Origin of the sequence: Acinetobacter sp. BIGb0102 (assembly GCF_003815055.1) — a bacterium.
Classification (GTDB): domain Bacteria; phylum Pseudomonadota; class Gammaproteobacteria; order Pseudomonadales; family Moraxellaceae; genus Acinetobacter; species Acinetobacter vivianii.
The window spans coordinates 13,329-31,563 of the sequence record NZ_RKQE01000010.1 but is presented as its reverse complement, the minus strand read 5'-3'; the positions used below and the strand labels follow the sequence as shown (position 1 = coordinate 31,563).

Below are 18,235 nucleotides of genomic sequence, written 5' to 3'. Positions count from 1 at the left end.
AGCCATGCATTACGTTATCGGCTAAAACAACAGAAACAAGGCATGGAAAGACAATGGCGCCCCTACGAAGCACGAGCAAAATCAAAAAATTGCGCATAGTTTACAGACTCTGCTGCTTAAAAGACATAGTGAAACTGTGGAACTTACTATTCCACCCTCGTTTCATCACAAATTGTTCAGTTTTAGTTTTTACAGCTTGTTCTCTGCCGAGTGCTTAGCTATAAATAATGAAGGATAAATAGAATGATAAAACAACAGGATAAACTATGAATAATTTTATTAATCGTCCTACCTCTGCCTTTATTGCAGCAAGCTGGGTTGCCTTAATTGCAGGTGCCGTTGGCTTTATGATTGGGTTGTGGAATGCCAATATGCCACTCCATGAAAAAGGCTATTATCTGGTCATTTTACTCTATGGTCTTTTCTCGGCAGCATCCCTGCAAAAAACGGTACGAGATCAACTTGAAGAAATTCCTGTGACTGCCATTTACTACGGACTCTGCTGGGCCTCAATGGCAGTGTGTATCGTGCTTTTATTGATTAGTTTATGGAACGCCGAACTGACAATGAGTGAGAAAGGCTTTTATATTATGTCCTTCCTGTTAAGTCTATTTGGTGTCGTCGCCACACAAAAGAATATTCGCGATCTAAATTATTTACGTCTCCAAACAGAATTTAACCCGCGTCAACTCAAGTTAGAAGATAATTCTGTAAAAGATGAACAACAGGACTAAGTTTTATTTTGAAATAAAGGCTTAAAAATATTTAAGCCTTATCCTCAACAATAAAATCCTAACCATTTGTTTTTAAATCATTATATATTTTATAAAAACCTAATACAAAACAAAAGATTACAATCCAGACACCAAAGAGTAATAATTTAGGCCAGCTTCTCCACACTTTCATTCTCAAACTTTGTTACATTTGCTGCCATTAGAAAGACGTCCGATTTATTGCGGACACGGAGTCAAAAAATGAAATTAAACGCTTGGTTATGTGGTGCAATCTTTGCAACTTCATCACTTGTTACTGTCGCTCATGCTGATAACGCAACTCGTGTTGCAGCAACATCTGCACTCGGTAGTGTCGTTGGTACTGCACTTGGTAAAGAAATCGGTGGCAATAACGGCGCAATGATTGGCTCTGCACTTGGTGGCGCTGGTGGTGCAGCGGCTGCAAGTAGCAAACGCACACGTACTGAAGCTGCCATTGGTGGTGGTTTAGGTGGTGTGGGTGGTTATACTGTCGGTAAAAACCTCGGTGGTACGACAGGTGGTTATATCGGCGCTGCTGCGGGTGCCGCAGGTGGTTCTGCTTTAGGCCGCAAAGTCGGTCAAGACCGTTATTATGACAATCACCAGTCAAAAAAATACAAGAAAAAAAGAAAGCATCGTCATCACTAATTTCTTAGAAAAAGCACCTTCGGGTGCTTTTTTTATGCCCGCAACCTTTCCCGCTTATCGATAAAATCCTGAGCAAAATGCTAGGTTGAATCATTGTTTCGAACTTTTTAGAATAATTCCCTATTTTTTATATGCCTTTTATTGCATGATGAATACCGAATTACTCTCTCCTGCTGGTTCCCTTAAAAATATGCGCTATGCCTTTGCTTATGGCGCAGATGCGGTCTACGCAGGTCAACCTCGTTATAGCTTACGTGTACGTAATAATGAGTTTGACCATGACAATTTAAAAATGGGGATTGATGAGGCGCATGCCTTAGGCAAAAAGTTTTATGTGGTGGTCAATATCCAGCCTCATAACAGCAAGCTTAAAAATTTTATCCGAGATATCGAACCGATTATTGCCATGCAACCAGATGCATTGATTATGTCTGATCCAGGCTTGATCATGATGGTACGTGAACATTTCCCCGAAATGCAGATTCATCTATCGGTACAAGCCAATGCCATCAACTGGGCAACGGTTAAATTCTGGAAGGATTATGGTCTAAGCCGCATTATTCTGTCTCGTGAATTGTCGATCGAAGAAATCGAGGAAATTCAGACACAAGTCCCAGACATTGAGCTGGAAGTTTTTGTACATGGCGCACTGTGCATGGCCTATTCAGGACGTTGCCTATTGTCAGGCTATATGAATAAACGCGATGCCAATCAAGGTGCCTGTACCAATGCCTGCCGCTGGGATTACAAAATTCATGCCGCACAAGAAGATGCCAATGGTGATGTGATCCCTGTTCAACAGATCCATTCAGAAAAAACATGTTGTTCTCAAACCTCAACATCTCATTCATCAGCACACACTGTTTTAGTACAACGCAACGATGAAGATATGTTTGCGGCTGAAGAAGATCAACATGGTACTTATTTCATGAATTCAAAAGATTTACGTGCCGTGCAGCATGTTGATCGACTTACTAAAATCGGGGTGGCTTCACTCAAAATTGAAGGTCGCACCAAATCCTATTTTTATTGTGCACGCACCGCACAGATTTACCGTAAGGCCATAGATGACGCACTTGCTGGCAAAGCATTTGATACCAGCTTAATGACCCAACTGGAAGGTCTGGCCAATAGAGGTTATACCGAAGGCTTCTTACGCCGTCATGTGCATCGCGATTATCAGAATTATACGGATGGTTCATCTCACTTTGACTATCAACAATTTTGTGGTGAAGTGATGGAGCGCAATGGCGACTATATTCGTATCGAAGTCAAAAACCGCTTTCTGGTCGGCGATTCACTGGAACTGATGACTCCAAAAGGTAATATCAGCTTTATCTTGGAACAGATGCGAGACCTTAAAGGCAATCCGATTGAGAATGCCAAAGGCTCAGGCCACATTGTCGAAATTCCCCTCTCTCCAGAGATTGATATTGCTTATGCGCTGCTGATCCGTAATTTACCTGATGCTGCTGAGCAATTGCATTCAGCAGCTTTAGCCTATTCGGCAGATTAAAATGGCTTTGCTGATTACAGATGCATGTATCAATTGTGATATGTGTTTGCCTGAATGCCCCAATCAAGCGATCGATGAAGGTGCAAAAGTCTATGAAATCGCCCCACTCCGCTGTACCGAGTGTGTCGGTTTTTATGAAGTACCCACTTGTGTGGCGGTGTGTCCGATTGACTGTATTAAACCCGATCTGCAGCACCCTGAAACTCAAGCTGAACTTTTACAAAAGTTTAAACATCTACAAATTGTATAAAAGACAGCGATAAAAAAAGCGCCTGACGGCGCTTTTTTAGCTATACAAATTAGTTTGCATATACTGGAAATTTTGCACAAACTGCTTCAACTTTTGCTTTCACATCAGCGATAACTTTCTCATCACCTTTGCTATCGATCACATCAGCGATCCAGCCAGCAAGTTCACGAACTTCAGCTTCACCAAAACCACGTGTGGTCACTGCTGGTGTACCGATACGGATACCAGAAGTCACAAACGGAGAACGTGGATCATTTGGAACCGCGTTTTTGTTTACAGTGATATGTGCAGCACCTAACCATGCATCAGCATCTTTACCCGTTACGTCTTGTTTGATTAAAGACAATAAGAATAAATGGTTTTCTGTACCACCAGACACAACATCATAACCACGTGCGATTAATACTTCAGCCATTGCTTGAGCATTCTTCACAACTTGTTGTTGGTAAGTTTTGAATTCATCAGACATTGCTTCTTTGAAGCAGATTGCTTTTGCCGCAATCGCATGCATCAACGGACCGCCCTGGTTGCCAGGGAATACAGCTGATTGAAGTTTTTTCTCGATTTCTTCGTTTGCTTTAGCAAGGATCAAACCAGAACGTGGACCACGAAGTGTTTTATGCGTCGTTGTGGTTGTTACGTCTGCAATTTGTACTGGGTTTGGATATACGCCAGCAGCCACAAGACCTGCAACGTGAGCCATATCAACAAAAAGGTATGCACCTACTTTGTCTGCGATGTCACGGAAACGCTGCCAGTCAACAACTTGGCTATATGCAGAGAAACCAGCAACGATCATGCGTGGCTTATGTTCTAAAGCTAAACGTTCAACTTCTTCATAATCGATTTCACCCGTTTCTGGGTTTAAACCGTACTGGATCGCATTGTATGTTTTACCAGAGAAGCTTACTTTTGCACCGTGCGTCAAGTGACCACCGTGCGCCAAGCTCATACCCAATACAGTATCGCCTGGGTTAAGAAGCGCTAGGTAAACAGCTGAGTTCGCTTGAGAACCTGCGTGTGGTTGAACGTTTGCGTAATCAGCGCCGAATAATTCTTTTGCGCGATCAATTGCAAGTTGCTCGATCACGTCAACATATTCACAACCGCCGTAGTAGCGTTTGCCAGGATAGCCTTCTGCATATTTGTTAGTAAGTTTTGATCCCTGTGCTTCCATCACAGCTGGTGAACAATAGTTTTCAGATGCAATTAACTCAATATGTGCTTCTTGGCGTACGCCTTCAGAAGCAATCGCTTGAGCTAATTCTGGATCAAATTCAGCAATAGAAATATTGGCAAACATTAGCGGAGGGTCCTATAAATTAGGGCTTTTAAGCCGTGCTAAAGATTGGTGCGTATTGTAGCACGAAGTTTGTAATTAAGCAGAATGAAGTTTACTCATTTCTCAATAAAAATTGCTTATATCTATCAAAATCTAGCTTTTGGTTGATTAAGATTTTTCCTTAAGCTTATCATTGGAGTTTATAGTTAATTATCTAGATAAAATGATACGCATTAACGGGAACATTCAGCATTTAAAAATATATGATTTTTACTGTATCAGAAATCGAAATTATGAAACTCAGATAGAACAAGATCAAGCTCTGTTGGCACAGATACTTATAGACAAATTGTTCGATTTTGATGCTCGTGCTTTAGCATATAAGATAAATAAACAATATAAAATATATAGTTTTATGATTGACCAACGCACAGTAATGGGCGTTGCTGAATATATTTTTTTTCAAGAAGGTGATGAGTTATATGCTGTTATTGATGCAGAGAGCTTCACTGACATAAGCCCTGCCTATGCAATCTATCACCCAGAACAAAATTTAATTTACTCGCTTCCTCAACATGGCTTCACTCTAGAAGGTTTAAAAAGAAGACAAAAAACGATTGGTATGGCATTCCTTATAATAGGCCTTTTAGTAAATACTTTCTTTTTATTTAATAGCGAATCTACGGGAGAAATGTTTATAGCAATTATCTCCTCTATTCTTATCAGTGGAACCTTGGGTTTACTGGCATATTTTTCAGTTAGTCTGTTATATAAAAAAGCTGTTCACGAAAGTATGCAAATTTATAAAACTTTCGGTTTTAATGAACCTGAAAAAATTGATTTTAGGGCAGAGCTTTATGAACACAAGCCAACCAAAACACTATGTCCAGATATTGCTTATCTAGAAAGTAAAATTCGGGAATAATTTACCATTAAATTATTCCCAGTGACTTAATTACTCGCAGGCATCGCCGCTTTTACATCCCCGACAATATTGCTGATATTCAAGTCATAAGCTGTACCGTGATTCCACTGTGCATTCGTAATATACTGGATGCTTGACCCTTTACTCTGAGCTAGCGCTACAAGTGCATCCGTTGCTGCTTTAGGAACGGTTGTGTCCTGTGCACCTTGATAAATCGTGACAGGCTGATTCAACTTCACTTGAGCGGGTTGTGAATCCTTTTCTAGGAATGTTTTGACCAATGGTACAGCCATAAAATTGGTTTGTGTGCGAGGATAATTGGTTAAATTACCATTGCTCAGTGCATATTTCTGCATGGCATCTCCAAACTTTTTACCTAGCACATCAAAGCAATCAGTTTCTGCATTGTTAGCGATCCCATCCGTTGGCGACTGGAATACATTGGTATAGCTAAAGCTTGGTTCAAGGTTTCGTAGTCCAGCGGTAATTAAGGCCGTAAATGTATCCAGTTGTGCATACATTTCAATTTTTTGCGGCAAAGGTGCATTTTCAACAGATGCATTCCCATTGACCAAAATAGCCGCTAAATTAGACGCAGGTGCAACAGCAATCGTTCCTTTATAATCCAGCTTGGCACGGCTTTGATATTGCGCTGCGCCTAATGCTGCTTGACCGCCTTGTGAATGCCCCACTGTCATCCATTGACGAGATACAACTTTACCTTGTCCAGCTAAATAATATCGTGCAGCAACTACAGCATCGGTAATAGAGAATGCTTCGCTCTTAACATTCAAAAATGGATGCAATTCTCGGCCACTCGGTTCTCCCAAGCCTTCGTAATCAGGCGCGACCACCACATAACCTGCTGCAAGTAACTGCGTAATCATATTTCCAACCTCAGGGCCAGTTGCGTTACGGCTCGGCGCGCATTGATCTGCTACCCCTGTCGTACCATGTGCCCATGCAACAATTTTCCATCCTCCTTGAGGTGTGGGCCCACCCGGTACAAACAATAGACTGGTTGCCATCGTTTCCTTACCATTCTGTCCCAACATTTTATAAGTCATTACGGAACTTTCAGCAGCCACCGCGCTAAAATCTGTTTTGGTATATGCTACTGGAATCCCCACAACTGGATTTTTAATATTATTTTCTGGAATGTCTGGCTTAGGTACAAACGAAATATTGTTATCATCGTCATTACACGCGCTAAGCAACACGCTTGAACTGATGAGCGCAACCGTTAACAATTTCATATTCATGTCATGTTTCCCTGTTTTTTTATCTTTTTCATTTTAATCCTTAGCACATCTTTTACTAAGGCAATTACTTCCATAAGAATGCGCTTAATATCAAATTGTTCAAGTATTTTTTCAATTTTCGATGTTAATTTATCCAAACTCAATTTTATGTTTAAAAAAAATAAAGTGACCTTGACTGATTCAATCCTGTTTCAAATAAATTTCTTGTAAGATATTGGCATTCTCAACTCAGATCAGGTCGACTTTCATGCAAGCCATCATCCTAGATACAGAAACGCATACTTTGAATGGTTTGCCGATTGAAATCGCCTACGCTCCAATTGAAATCGAAAATGGAAAACTCAGTCTAGATAAAAAGCAGATCTTTGACCAACTTTATCAGGTTGGACAACCGATTTCTTATGCGGCCATGGCAGTACACCATATTTTAGAATCCGATCTGGTGGGACAACCTTTTTATAATGAGTTTCAGCTTCCAGCTCAAACCACCTATATTATTGGTCATAACGTTGACTATGATATTGCCGCTATTGCGCGTTGCGGTGTCGATGTATCTCAATTAAAGCCAATTTGTACTTTGGCACTGGCACGCCATGTCTGGGAAAATGCTGAAGCACATAATATCTCTGCCCTCATCTATCTCATTTCTAAAGGCAGTGATAAAGCACGTGAAATGCTTAAAGGTGCACATCGTGCAGACGCTGACATTATCTTAACTGCCAATATCTTGATGCACATCATCCATCAACTCAACATCCAAGATATTGAGCAACTTTATATTGCCTCCGAAGAAGCCCGTATTCCAAAAAGTATCACCTTTGGGAAACATAAAGGCACTGCCATTCAGGATCTTCCTGCCGACTATATTCAATGGCTGATGCGTCAGGACGATTTAGATCCTTATTTACGCAAAGCTTTAGAAGCAAAATTAGTTAAATAATTTCAAAAGGAAAGTCATTTAGCAACTTTCCTTCTTTATCAAAAAAAGGCAGTGATATTTAATAAATTGTTAATATTACTGTCATTTTTCAACTCTATCTTAATCCCCGTCTTATCTTGATTAGGGGGAAATTAAGAGATGTCACATTTTTTTAAAACTGAACTTGGGCAAAGTGCGTTACAGGAACGTCATATAGCTTTAACTGCCCGTCAACGTCGTTTGTTGCTTTTAATTGATCACGAAGATTTTAAAGAACTGGATCAAGATTATAAGGATCGAATTGCACCCACGGAACTGGTGCAACAGCTAATCGAGATGGGCCTATTGGCACAACACACATCTCCACCAATAAATAAAGAAGCAACAAAAACAGTATTAACGACAGAAATTCTTGAAGAAGCTCTACCTATTCAATCACTCCCAGTTCAAGAACAAGACATAATTCAAACTGCATTAGAGGTTGAAGAAACAGTTGAACTGGAAAAACTTCCTTTTGTTGAAATCCAGCAAGTCATGATTCAGACATTGACCAGCTATTGTGGTCTGATGGCTCGCCCGTTAATCCAGAAAATTCAGTCGATTCATTCTTTACAGCAACTGAAAGCCTGTCAGATGCAATGGATTACGTCATTACAAGAATCACGGATTCCACCAAGTCAGTTGAATCAAACGTTGAAATTAATCAATTATTCAGTACAGCATTTATAGTTTTATTCCAAAATTTGACTAAGTCGAGAATAAAATTGATGTTTTAATAAACAAGAAATCGCTTTATTCAAAGGTATATATTTACCTGCCTGTGTTTTTTGCCTATGATGTGGCACGCATGCGCTCATAGCTCAACTGGATAGAGTACAGGTCTCCGAAGCCTGTGGCGTGGGTTCGAGTCCCGCTGAGCGCACCATTGCTTCTTCTTTTTTACCCAAATTCTCATATTTCTATAATCGTTCTGTTTTTAACACGCCATAAACCTATTTTTCTACTTGGTTTATTTATTCATATCGCTCAAAATACCCGTTCTATTTAACAACGTGAGACGTTTATGACTGATGCTTTGGTGTTGAGCGATTTGTCCAAAACTTATCGTAATGGTTTTCAGGCGTTAAAAGGTATTAATTTAACCGTCCCTGAAGGTGAGTTTTATGCATTATTAGGCCCTAATGGTGCAGGAAAATCGACGACGATCAGTATCATTAGCTCTTTAGCCAAAAAAACATCTGGTTCAGTTGAGATTTTTGGACATAACTTAGATACCCATCCTTCTCAAGCAAAACAATGTCTTGGTGTTGTTCCTCAAGAATTTAACTTTGGTCAATTCGAAAAAACTTTCGATATTTTAGTGACCCAAGCTGGTTATTACGGCATTCCTAAAAAATTGGCAGAACAACGTGCCGAACATTATCTAGAAAAGCTTGGCCTATGGGAAAAACGTAATATTCAATCACGTATGCTTTCAGGCGGTATGAAACGCCGTTTGATGATTGCACGTGCCATGATGCATGAGCCAAAGCTGCTGATTCTTGATGAGCCAACCGCTGGTGTTGACATTGAACTTCGTCGTTCGATGTGGGACTTTCTTACCGAAATGAATGAGAACGGTACGTCAATCATTCTAACCACGCACTATTTAGAAGAAGCCGAAATGTTGTGTCGTCGCATTGCGATTATCGATCGTGGCGTGATTAAAGAAGATACCACCATGAAAGGCTTCCTCAATCAGCTGAATGAAGAATCATTCATTTGTGATTTGGCTGAACCGATTAGTGGTTTTGATCTCAATATTATTGGTTTCAAATTTAATCTGATTGATCCAGTGACACTTGAAGTGACTATGGACAAAGCCCACAGTATGAATGACCTGTTCCTGATATTGCAGTCACAAAACATTCAAGTGAACAGTATGCGGAATAAATCGAATCGTCTGGAAGAATTATTCGTGAAAATGGTCGAGAAGAATCTTGCAGGAGCGAATGAATGAACTTCAGTCAATTAAAAACTGCGCTTTGGACTTTAGTTTTTAAAGAAATTCGTCGCTTTATGCGGATCTGGCCACAAACCTTGCTGCCACCAGCGATCACCATGAGTTTGTACTTTGTGATCTTTGGGAATCTGGTCGGTTCCCGTATTGGTGAAATGGGTGGCTTTAGCTATATGCAATTCATCGTGCCCGGTTTGATCATGATGGCCGTCATTACCAATAGCTATGCCAACGTTTCTTCAAGTTTCTTTAGTGCCAAATTCCAGAAAAGTATTGAAGAACTGATTATGAGTCCTGTGCCATTGCATTTAATCCTGTGGGGTTATGTGATTGGTGGGGTCAGCCGTGGTGTACTGGTTGGCTTGATTGTGACCATCATGAGCCTATTCTTTACTCATTTAGAAATTTATAATTTATTTGTGACAATATATACCGTCATTATTACGTCATTATTGTTTTCTCTGGGTGGCTTTATTAATGCCGTATATGCAAAGTCTTTCGATGATATTTCGATTATCCCGACTTTCGTATTGACCCCACTCACCTATTTAGGTGGTGTATTCTATGCCATCAGTGCATTAAGCCCTTTTTGGCAAAACGTCTCTTTAGTTAATCCAATTGTATATATGGTCAATGCCTTCCGTTACGGCATTTTAGGGCACAGTGACGTCAATGTTGCCTTCTCTTTAGGTGTTGTGACCCTCTGTTGTGTTGTCCTCTATGCAATTGCATATCATTTATTAGCTCGTGGTTCAGGAATGCGTGAATGAGTGTTGAACTTTCTTTATTGGGTAAAGACACCCAATACCCGACTCAATATCAGCCAGAAGTTTTATTTCCAATTGCTCGTGCTGAGTCTCGTCAACAATATGCGCATATTGAAGGCATTACTCAAGGCAAAGACTGGTGGCATGTTTTTGAAATTTCATGGTTGAATCAGCTGGGTTTACCTCAGGTGGCGATTGGCCGTTTAACGCTGCCGGCAAGCTCACCCAACTTAATTGAATCGAAGTCACTTAAGCTTTATTTCAACAGCATGAACTTCACTCAATTTGAGTCGAAAGAAGCCTTTATTGCAGCAGTTGAACAGGATCTTTCAAAAGCAGCAGGTGCAAAAGTTGAATTACACCTGTTTCAAGTCGATGATTTAGAGATTTCAAAACCTCAAGGCATTTGCATTGATGATTTGATTCCTGAACGTCTTTCCGAACATCCTGATTCAACGTTGTTGCAATTAGATACGTCTGCTGAAGAAAATGTAGAAATTGAGCTTTACTCTCATCTTTTAAGAAGTAATTGTCCTGTTACAGGTCAACCAGATTGGGGGACGGTTTTTATTCGTTTGCAAGGTAAAAAGCCTTGTTATCGCAGCGTTTTAGCTTATATTATCTCGTACCGTCAGCATAATGGTTTCCATGAGCAATGTGTTGAGCAAATATTTGCCGACATTTGGCAACTTTTGAAGCCAGAAAAACTGATGGTCTATGCAACTTATACTCGCCGCGGGGGCTTGGATATTAACCCATGCCGAGTATCAGATTTGTCATGGATGCCCGAGCCAATTCGCTTGGCACGACAATAAAACGAATAAATTTGATATATAGAGGACGTTCTTCAATGACCAGTTATTTCGGTATTCTTCCGTCAGCAAGTTTGAGTCAGGATATTCAACTTGCACAAGCCAATCGTGACAGTAAAGAGCCTCAATACCCTTTACGTGACAAAATTTCTCTACAGCTTACTGATGAGTTAATTGACACCATGTTGGTTCACCTGGTTCAGCAGTTTCCACCAAGTGACAAACGAGATACTACCGAAGGTCTTGCGATTAAAATTCGCGGCATTGTTGAAACCCTCATGAAACAGCTTCTAGGCAAAGCTTCAAATGAACAGGTGCTTGAATCTTTAGCCTTTATGGAAAAGAGCCTATTCATTGATAATGACGGTAAACAACGTATCGGTACAGCATTACCAGATAGCCTTGTTGCTGACATGAAAAAGAGCTTTGCTGAAGTAGCTGCTGGAAATGGTAAAGAGCAACGCGATGCTTTAACAAAACAGTTTAAAACATTTGCCGATGCGCTGATCCACCACTTTATGACAGAATATAACAAGACGCTTGGTCTTGGTATGGTTAAACGTGGCGTTGCTAGCGTTGCAACAAGTGGTGTTGAAACCGCAGTTCATATTGTGATTAAGAAATTGATTCCAAGCTTAAGCCAAGTTGAACTCGAAGTGTTTACCAAACATTTCGATCAGTTACTGGTACAAAAATAAGCTGAAATTCAGCAGAAAGCGGCGATTGTAAAATCGTCGCTTTTTTTATGCCGATTTTATGCAAAATTAACCGCTTATAAATGTCACAATTTCTAAATTTGCATTGTCTAAATCGGCGATTATGTTAGCATGCGCGAAGCGTTGATTTACTTGATTTAGAATCGCATGTCTCCAAGCTCACAATACAAATTTTTGCGTCAAGCACCACGTGATGGCTTGAGCACAGCCAATCAACTTTCCCGTTGGCAACAACTTCACCTTGATCCTTGGCTTTGCCTGTTTTTGATCCTCAATGCCATACTCGGCCTGACTGTTTTATATAGTGCATCTGCACAAGATGTAGGACTGGTTACCAAACAGGCGATGAGTTTCGGAATTGGCTTTGCGGTGATGTTTGGTTTGGCCCAGATTCCACCAAAAGTCTATCAGGCATTTTCACCTTACTTTTATGTGTTCGGTGTGTTGTGCCTGATCGCAGTGATGGTCTTTGGTGAAGTGCGTATGGGGGCTCAACGCTGGATTGATATTCCGGGCTTCGGGAGTGTGCAGCCAAGTGAGTTTATGAAGATCGGCATGCCAATGATGGTTGCATGGTTCTTGTCTCGCAAAGCCCTCCCTCCTAGCTTCTCTCAGGTCATTCTGTCTTTGATGCTAATTGTGGTGCCTTTTCTCCTCATTGCAGAACAACCCGACTTAGGCACTTCTTTACTGGTACTCGCCAGCGGTATTTTTGTACTTTTCCTCAGCGGCTTATCGTGGAAGTTGATTGCGGCAGCAGCAGGTGCGGCTGGTATCATTATTCCGATTGCATGGGAATTTTTATTACATGACTATCAACGTCAACGGGTATTAACACTTTTTAATCCCGAAGCAGATGCCTTGGGTACAGGCTGGAACATTATCCAGTCCAAAACAGCGATTGGTTCAGGTGGTTTTTCGGGTAAAGGCTTTCTTGAAGGTACTCAGTCGCACTTACACTTTTTACCTGAAGGCCATACAGACTTTATTATTGCAGCTTATTCAGAAGAGTTTGGTCTAATCGGTGTTACCCTGCTGATTCTTCTTTATTGTGCAATTATTTTCAGGACGTTCCAGATTGGCCTGCAAAGCTTCCATAACTATGGTCGTTTAGTGGCTGGTGCCTTTGGTTTGTCATTTTTTGTTTATGTATTTGTAAACGCAGGCATGGTCAGTGGTATTTTACCTGTAGTAGGTGTGCCTTTGCCGTTCATGAGTTATGGCGGAACTGCAATTATTACCCTTATGTCAACTTTTGGACTGGTTATGTCTATTCATACACATCGATAATGAGGAATTTTATAAACTTATGTTTCTTCCTACTTTGAATAAAACTTTTAAATTTTTAACTTTAAGCGCTGGTTTATTCTTGAGCAGTAATTGGGCACAAGCAAATGAATTTTATAATCACCCGAATTACTTTGCTTTTAAACAAAAAGCAATGACAACTTACGGCTTAAGCAGCGAACAAATTGACGCTGCAATGAGCGGCGCACGTAATTTACCTAACATTTTAAATATCATGACGCGTCCTGGCGAAAGTAAGCCTTGGTATGACTATCGTTCAATGTTCTTAGCAGAAGGCACTATTCAACGCGGCATTCGTTTTAAAAACCAATATGAAGATGTCCTCAATCGCGCAGAACAGCAGTATGGCGTCCCTAAAGCAGTCATTTTAGGTATTCTGGGTGTAGAGACTGGCTATGGCGCAAATAAGGGCTCTTTCATCACACGTGATGCACTAGCAACCCTCGCATTCGGCTATCCACGTCGTGCCGACTATTTTAGTGATGAACTCGCTGCCCTGATTTCTTGGACCTATAAAGAAGGTTATCCTACCAACAGCATCGTTGGCTCATATGCAGGTGCGATTGGCTATCCACAATTTATGCCAAGTAACATCCAGAAACTCGGGGTGGACTACGACGGTAACGGACATATTGATCTCAGAAATTCTGCTGCTGATGCGATTGGTTCAATTGCAAACTATTTAGCTCAGTATGGTTGGGAGCGTGATCGTCCAATTGGCTTCCCTGCACGTTACTCAGGCAACAATCCTGATAGCATTATTGCCAAGGATCTAACCCAACCAACACCTTATGGCGAGCTGAAAAGACTAGGAATTACACCTGTTAACCCTTTGGTAAAAATTGATGATCTTGATCTGGTCAATGTCATTCAATTACAGGATAAATTTGGTCCGATCTACTATATTACTTATCCAAATTTTCAAGTGATTACCACCTACAACAGAAGCCGTATGTATGCGACAGCAGTATGGTTATTAGGTACAGAAGTGGCTAGCCGATAGGCTAGCTTTTTTACAAGATTATGAAAAGTCAATAATTTTTTAATAAAAAACGAACACAGAACCAGCAAAATTCATTTTTTGTTACAAAATTGATTATTATTTAACCAGAAACTGTAAGTTTTTGCCCTTTTTGTAACTATTTATCGTTAAAGACTAGACACACTTCGTAAGCGATGAATATTATCGCCGCAAGTTAAAAGTAATTGCAAAAGTGAATAATTAGACATGTGCACTATATTTCAGGCAGTTTTTACTGAAATAGAAAAGCATGTTCTCTAGGAGTTTATACAATGCAGTTTTCGCTAAAATATATTCTAGCGCTGACGGCAGGCTTAAGTTTAAGCCCGTTACATGCTGAAATGGTACAGTCTTCATCATTATCAAATGATGTGGATGGTTCTAATTTGGCTGCCCGCGTTCTAAGCAAAGATTCTCAAAATTTTAATTCTCGTTTCTCTAACGTTAATAGTCTTTCAATCACTGAGAGTTCAGGTGACAAAGTACGTCGCCAGACGATTGCTGCAAAGATCGATATCCCTGAAGAAGAGCCTTCAGTGATTGAAAAACTGAATACTGTTGCTTCGAACACCGTTCGTAAATTCAGCCAAAGTGGCGTTGCTTCATGGTACGGCCGTCAATTCCATGGTCGTAAAACGGCAAGTGGTGAAACATTCGATATGAATGCCATGACCGCTGCACACCGTAGCCTTCCTTTGAACTGTTACATCCGTGTAACAAACAAAGACAATGGTAAAAGTGTTGTTGTGAAAGTAAACGATCGTGGCCCATTCCATGGTAACCGTGTATTAGACTTATCTTACGGTGCTGCAAAGCAATTGGGTATGTCTAGCGCTGGTACTGGCAATGTAAGCATCGAACGTGTTGATGGTCCTAACTCTTAAGCGTTAACCACAGCATTCAAAAAAAGCCGCCTCATGCGGCTTTTTTTATTTTTATCGATTCTCTTTTTTAGGACTTTACGCCCTCTTCGCTTGTTGGTTATATTGAAGCAATAAAAATGAATACAGCGAGGAACGCATTGTGAAATCGATAGACGAATGGTTTGATGAATATAGTGATAGCCACCAAAACCAGACCAACAAGAAAATTCACTGGGTCTGTGTACCTGCAATCTTATTTTCAATTATTGGTATCCTTGCGCACTTTAGCACCTTACTCACAGCTTTATTGCTGGTTTTAACTTTAGTTTTTTATGCACGTCTGGATATTATGCTGGCGATTGCGATGGCAGCCTTACTGGCAGTGATGGCATGGCTGATTGTGATCTTGCCAGTCGGTGTAGGATTCTATATTGGGGTATTTGTGATCGCATGGATCGGTCAATTTTATGGCCATAAAGTTGAAGGTAAGAAGCCTTCTTTCTTTAAAGACTTACAATTCCTTCTGATTGGCCCTGTATGGTGCATGGACGCTTATTTAGCTAAAGTCCTACCTAAATGGAAAATTCGTCAAAAATTGGCGCTTACAAGCTAATTTAGCGCACATCATACAACAAACCTCTAAATATTCAGGAATAGGATTTAAATGTCATATCAATTTGTAGGTTTTTTTGCATTAACCGAGCAAATGAAAAGCCCTTTTTATCCTATTGACGGGGCTACTTGGAAAGATATCAAAGAACCATTCCATGGCATTGGGATAAAGCTCTCCCCATCAATTAAAACGCCATCGTCACCAGATGAAATAAAAGCTCTTTTTAGAGCAATGAATATTAATCATGTTAGACAATGGCTTTTTATTGAATATGAGTGTTTTGGCGGCTCAATTGACTATATTTACGCACTTATTATGAAAAATGGTGAAATATATGGTCCAATTGAAGAGTCAGCACTTGAAAATGTTGAGAGAGTTTATATCAATTTAATGAATGAATTTGGCATCTCAAAGAAAGATGCCCTTCAATTTAAACCATTTGATCGAGATTTCTGGGATGAATAAATAATTATTTCTCCTTAACCCTCTTATATTATCGATACATTTTTCCTTGATATTTTAGCCATCCATCAATGTGTTTTCCGCGTGGATCATGATGCGTCCAGTGAATGACACCACCTTTCTGGCTATATTCATATTCACCATAGAACTCAACGATATCACCCTTCTTCAGCCCCTCAATTCTTGGTGCTAAATCGATATTGTGCGCAATGAGGACGGTTAAACCGTTATCCAGTTTAAGAATCATTTTCTGGTGTCTTGAGCCTTCATTGTCGTCAGGCAAAATGGCTTTCACCGTTCCTTGAGCCTGTACTTGAACATTACTGCGTTGCTGCTGATAAGCTTGCATGATCTTCTGTTGATCATCGACAGAAACCGTATTTCCTGTATTGGAAGTCTGAACGCCAGCACCAGTATTTTGTTTTTGCTTAAGATCCAGACCGAAATAAGCCGCGACTAACAAGACGATGGCAATAATGATCAGATTATTTTTTTGATTTTTCATATTTCCCTTTTATTTAAACTCAAGATAGCAAAATGCCAATCGAGGTGATTGGCATTTGGATCATACAATGTCTGGCTAGCTTAGAACAAACGATTCATCCCATTCAACGCCGCAACACGATAGGCTTCAGCCATGGTTGGATAGTTAAATGTGGTCTCAACAAAGTACTTCAAAGTATTGTTTGGACTATGCATCACGACCTGTCCAATGTGGATAATCTCTGCGGCATTGTTACCAAAGCAGTGAATACCCAATACTTCTAAAGTATCACGGTGGAATAGAATCTTTAATTCACCAACTGTATCGCCTGTAATCTGCGCACGCGCCAGATGACGGAAAGAGGCTTGTCCCACTTCGTATGGCACTTTCTCTTCTGTTAATTCTTGCTCAGTCTTACCGATCGATGAAATCTCTGGAATGGTATAAATACCCGTTGGAACGTCACGGATTGGCTTCACATTTTTCTCGCCCACCATGTTCGCACCTGCGCAACGACCTTGGTCATACGCCGCCGATGCCAATGACGGCCAGCCAATCACATCACCTGCCGCAAAAATATTTTCTGCTTCAGTCTGATATTGATCATTCACCATCAACTGACCACGGCCATTTGGCACTAAGCCCACATTTTCAAGGCCTAAACCATCGGTATTGCCTGAACGGCCATTACACCACAAGATCGCATCTGCCTTGATCTTCTTACCACTGAGCAAATGTAAAACTACGTGATCATCAAAAGTCTCTAAGCGGTCAATCTGTTCATTGTGACGGATCAACACACCTTGTTCGCGCAAGTGGTATGACAATGCATCGGCAATTTCATCATCCAGATAGCTTAAAAGCTTTTGCTGCGTATTGATCAGATCAACCTTATGATCTAATCCAATGAAAATCGACGCATATTCACACCCGATCACGCCTGCACCATAAATGATGATTTTCTGAATGGCATAATCGAGATCAAGAATCTTGTCTGAATCAAATACACGCGGGTGATTGAAGTCCAAACCTTTTGGTTGATATGGACGGCTACCCGTTGCAATCACAATCTGCTTGCAAATAATGGTGTCTTTGATGCCATCCTGACCAAAAATCAGAACCGTATTCTTGTCTTGAATATAAGCACGTCCATGAAAGACTTCGATTTTATTGCGATCATAGAAACGTGTATGCGTGTCAACTTGCTGTTGAATCACTTTATGCGCATTACGTAATACCTGTTTCATGGTGAATTGTTTCCATTCACCGACTTTTTGAAACATTGGATCACGTTGATAACGAATGATACTTGAAACTGTTTGACGCAAAGCTTTACTTGGAATTGTTCCTACATGTGCGCAGTTACCGCCGAGTTGATCACGAACATCAACGATTGCAACTTTTTTACCTGCTTTTGCAAGCTTCATTGCCGCGCCTTCGCCAGCTGGGCCAGAACCGAGAATTACTGCATCATATTTAACAATATTCCCACCAACGACCTCTTTCTTACGTGGCATTCAAAGCTCCTTTGTCTCTTAACCGTTTTTGCTCTCTATATGATAACCAATATGCAGCGAGATGATGTATTTCACAACTATATATTTTTATATATTTACATTTTCAAAATGAATAC

General features: G+C 40.4%; 20 protein-coding genes and 1 tRNA gene. 17 read left to right on the top strand and 4 right to left on the bottom strand.

Annotated features, from left to right (window positions below; all coding sequences use genetic code 11):
- Positions 1-266 precede the first annotated feature (266 nt).
- The 4 genes from yiaA (at position 267) to EC846_RS02895 (ending at position 3,169) form a co-directional block, all read left to right on the top strand.
- Positions 267-734 (top strand): inner membrane protein YiaA, encoded by a 468-nt coding sequence (gene yiaA / locus EC846_RS02910; RefSeq protein WP_047428096.1) that lies wholly within the window; start codon positions 267-269, stop codon positions 732-734.
- Between the two features lie 240 nt (positions 735-974).
- Positions 975-1,403 carry a hypothetical protein gene (locus EC846_RS02905; protein WP_004772639.1) on the top strand — a complete coding sequence of 143 codons (429 nt, stop codon included), beginning with the start codon at positions 975-977 and terminating at the stop codon, positions 1,401-1,403.
- A 148-nt stretch (positions 1,404-1,551) separates the two neighbouring features.
- Positions 1,552-2,919 (top strand): tRNA 5-hydroxyuridine modification protein YegQ, encoded by a 1,368-nt coding sequence (gene yegQ, locus EC846_RS02900; RefSeq protein WP_123774552.1) that lies wholly within the window; start codon positions 1,552-1,554, stop codon positions 2,917-2,919.
- Between the two features lies 1 nt (position 2,920).
- On the top strand, positions 2,921-3,169 hold the full coding sequence (locus tag EC846_RS02895) for a YfhL family 4Fe-4S dicluster ferredoxin (protein WP_123774118.1): 249 nt from the start codon (positions 2,921-2,923) through the stop codon (positions 3,167-3,169).
- Between the two features lie 49 nt (positions 3,170-3,218).
- Here the strand turns inward: EC846_RS02895 and glyA are convergent, their stop codons facing one another.
- Positions 3,219-4,472: a serine hydroxymethyltransferase gene (glyA, locus tag EC846_RS02890; protein ID WP_004772645.1), complete on the bottom strand. Its 1,254-nt coding sequence runs from the start codon at positions 4,470-4,472 to the stop codon at positions 3,219-3,221.
- 202 nt (positions 4,473-4,674) lie between these two features.
- Here glyA and EC846_RS02885 point away from each other — a divergent pair, with 202 nt between their 5' ends.
- Entirely contained in the window at positions 4,675-5,376 is a 702-nt protein-coding gene (locus EC846_RS02885) for a hypothetical protein (protein ID WP_123774116.1), read from the top strand.
- Between the two features lie 26 nt (positions 5,377-5,402).
- Here EC846_RS02885 and EC846_RS02880 read toward each other — a convergent pair whose 3' ends face one another.
- Positions 5,403-6,638 carry an alpha/beta hydrolase family protein gene (locus EC846_RS02880; RefSeq protein WP_123774114.1) on the bottom strand — a complete coding sequence of 412 codons (1,236 nt, stop codon included), beginning with the start codon at positions 6,636-6,638 and terminating at the stop codon, positions 5,403-5,405.
- A 247-nt stretch (positions 6,639-6,885) separates the two neighbouring features.
- Here EC846_RS02880 and EC846_RS02875 point away from each other — a divergent pair, with 247 nt between their 5' ends.
- The 12 genes from EC846_RS02875 to EC846_RS02820 all read left to right on the top strand — a co-directional run bounded on the left by EC846_RS02875 (position 6,886) and on the right by EC846_RS02820 (position 16,121).
- Positions 6,886-7,578, top strand: coding sequence for a putative quorum-sensing-regulated virulence factor (locus tag EC846_RS02875; protein ID WP_047428111.1), 693 nt, complete (start codon positions 6,886-6,888; stop codon positions 7,576-7,578).
- Between the two features lie 138 nt (positions 7,579-7,716).
- Positions 7,717-8,286 carry a hypothetical protein gene (locus EC846_RS02870; RefSeq protein WP_123774112.1) on the top strand — a complete coding sequence of 190 codons (570 nt, stop codon included), beginning with the start codon at positions 7,717-7,719 and terminating at the stop codon, positions 8,284-8,286.
- A gap of 120 nt (positions 8,287-8,406) precedes the next feature.
- Positions 8,407-8,482: transfer RNA gene (locus EC846_RS02865), tRNA-Arg, on the top strand.
- Between the two features lie 138 nt (positions 8,483-8,620).
- On the top strand, positions 8,621-9,556 hold the full coding sequence (locus EC846_RS02860) for an ABC transporter ATP-binding protein (protein ID WP_004772655.1): 936 nt from the start codon (positions 8,621-8,623) through the stop codon (positions 9,554-9,556).
- Positions 9,553-10,326 carry an ABC transporter permease gene (locus tag EC846_RS02855; protein WP_123774110.1) on the top strand — a complete coding sequence of 258 codons (774 nt, stop codon included), beginning with the start codon at positions 9,553-9,555 and terminating at the stop codon, positions 10,324-10,326. Before EC846_RS02860 ends, EC846_RS02855 begins: the two co-directional genes overlap by 4 nt.
- Positions 10,323-11,138 (top strand): NADPH-dependent 7-cyano-7-deazaguanine reductase QueF, encoded by an 816-nt coding sequence (gene queF, locus EC846_RS02850; protein WP_123774108.1) that lies wholly within the window; start codon positions 10,323-10,325, stop codon positions 11,136-11,138. Before EC846_RS02855 ends, queF begins: the two co-directional genes overlap by 4 nt.
- Positions 11,139-11,173: 35 nt before the next feature.
- Positions 11,174-11,833: a hypothetical protein gene (locus tag EC846_RS02845; RefSeq protein ID WP_004772661.1), complete on the top strand. Its 660-nt coding sequence runs from the start codon at positions 11,174-11,176 to the stop codon at positions 11,831-11,833.
- 165 nt (positions 11,834-11,998) lie between these two features.
- A complete protein-coding gene (gene rodA / locus EC846_RS02840; protein WP_004772663.1) occupies positions 11,999-13,141 on the top strand; it encodes a rod shape-determining protein RodA in 1,143 nt (380 codons plus the stop codon).
- Positions 13,142-13,160: 19 nt separating this feature from the next.
- Positions 13,161-14,162 carry a lytic murein transglycosylase B gene (gene mltB, locus EC846_RS02835; RefSeq protein WP_123774107.1) on the top strand — a complete coding sequence of 334 codons (1,002 nt, stop codon included), beginning with the start codon at positions 13,161-13,163 and terminating at the stop codon, positions 14,160-14,162.
- 290 nt (positions 14,163-14,452) lie between these two features.
- The gene (locus tag EC846_RS02830; RefSeq protein ID WP_004772666.1) at positions 14,453-15,064 is read left to right on the top strand and encodes a septal ring lytic transglycosylase RlpA family protein; all 612 of its coding nucleotides are present in this window, start codon (positions 14,453-14,455) and stop codon (positions 15,062-15,064) included.
- 139 nt (positions 15,065-15,203) lie between these two features.
- Positions 15,204-15,656, top strand: a complete 453-nt coding sequence (locus tag EC846_RS02825) for a DUF962 domain-containing protein (RefSeq protein ID WP_004772668.1) — start codon at positions 15,204-15,206, stop codon at positions 15,654-15,656.
- Between the two features lie 51 nt (positions 15,657-15,707).
- Positions 15,708-16,121, top strand: a complete 414-nt coding sequence (locus EC846_RS02820) for a hypothetical protein (RefSeq protein WP_123774105.1) — start codon at positions 15,708-15,710, stop codon at positions 16,119-16,121.
- A 28-nt stretch (positions 16,122-16,149) separates the two neighbouring features.
- On the opposite strand, the gene EC846_RS02815 is transcribed toward EC846_RS02820, so the two are convergent.
- Positions 16,150-16,623 carry a DUF3465 domain-containing protein gene (locus EC846_RS02815; protein ID WP_123774103.1) on the bottom strand — a complete coding sequence of 158 codons (474 nt, stop codon included), beginning with the start codon at positions 16,621-16,623 and terminating at the stop codon, positions 16,150-16,152.
- An 80-nt stretch (positions 16,624-16,703) separates the two neighbouring features.
- Positions 16,704-18,119 (bottom strand): Si-specific NAD(P)(+) transhydrogenase, encoded by a 1,416-nt coding sequence (gene sthA, locus EC846_RS02810; RefSeq protein ID WP_004772670.1) that lies wholly within the window; start codon positions 18,117-18,119, stop codon positions 16,704-16,706.
- Positions 18,120-18,235 lie beyond the last annotated feature (116 nt).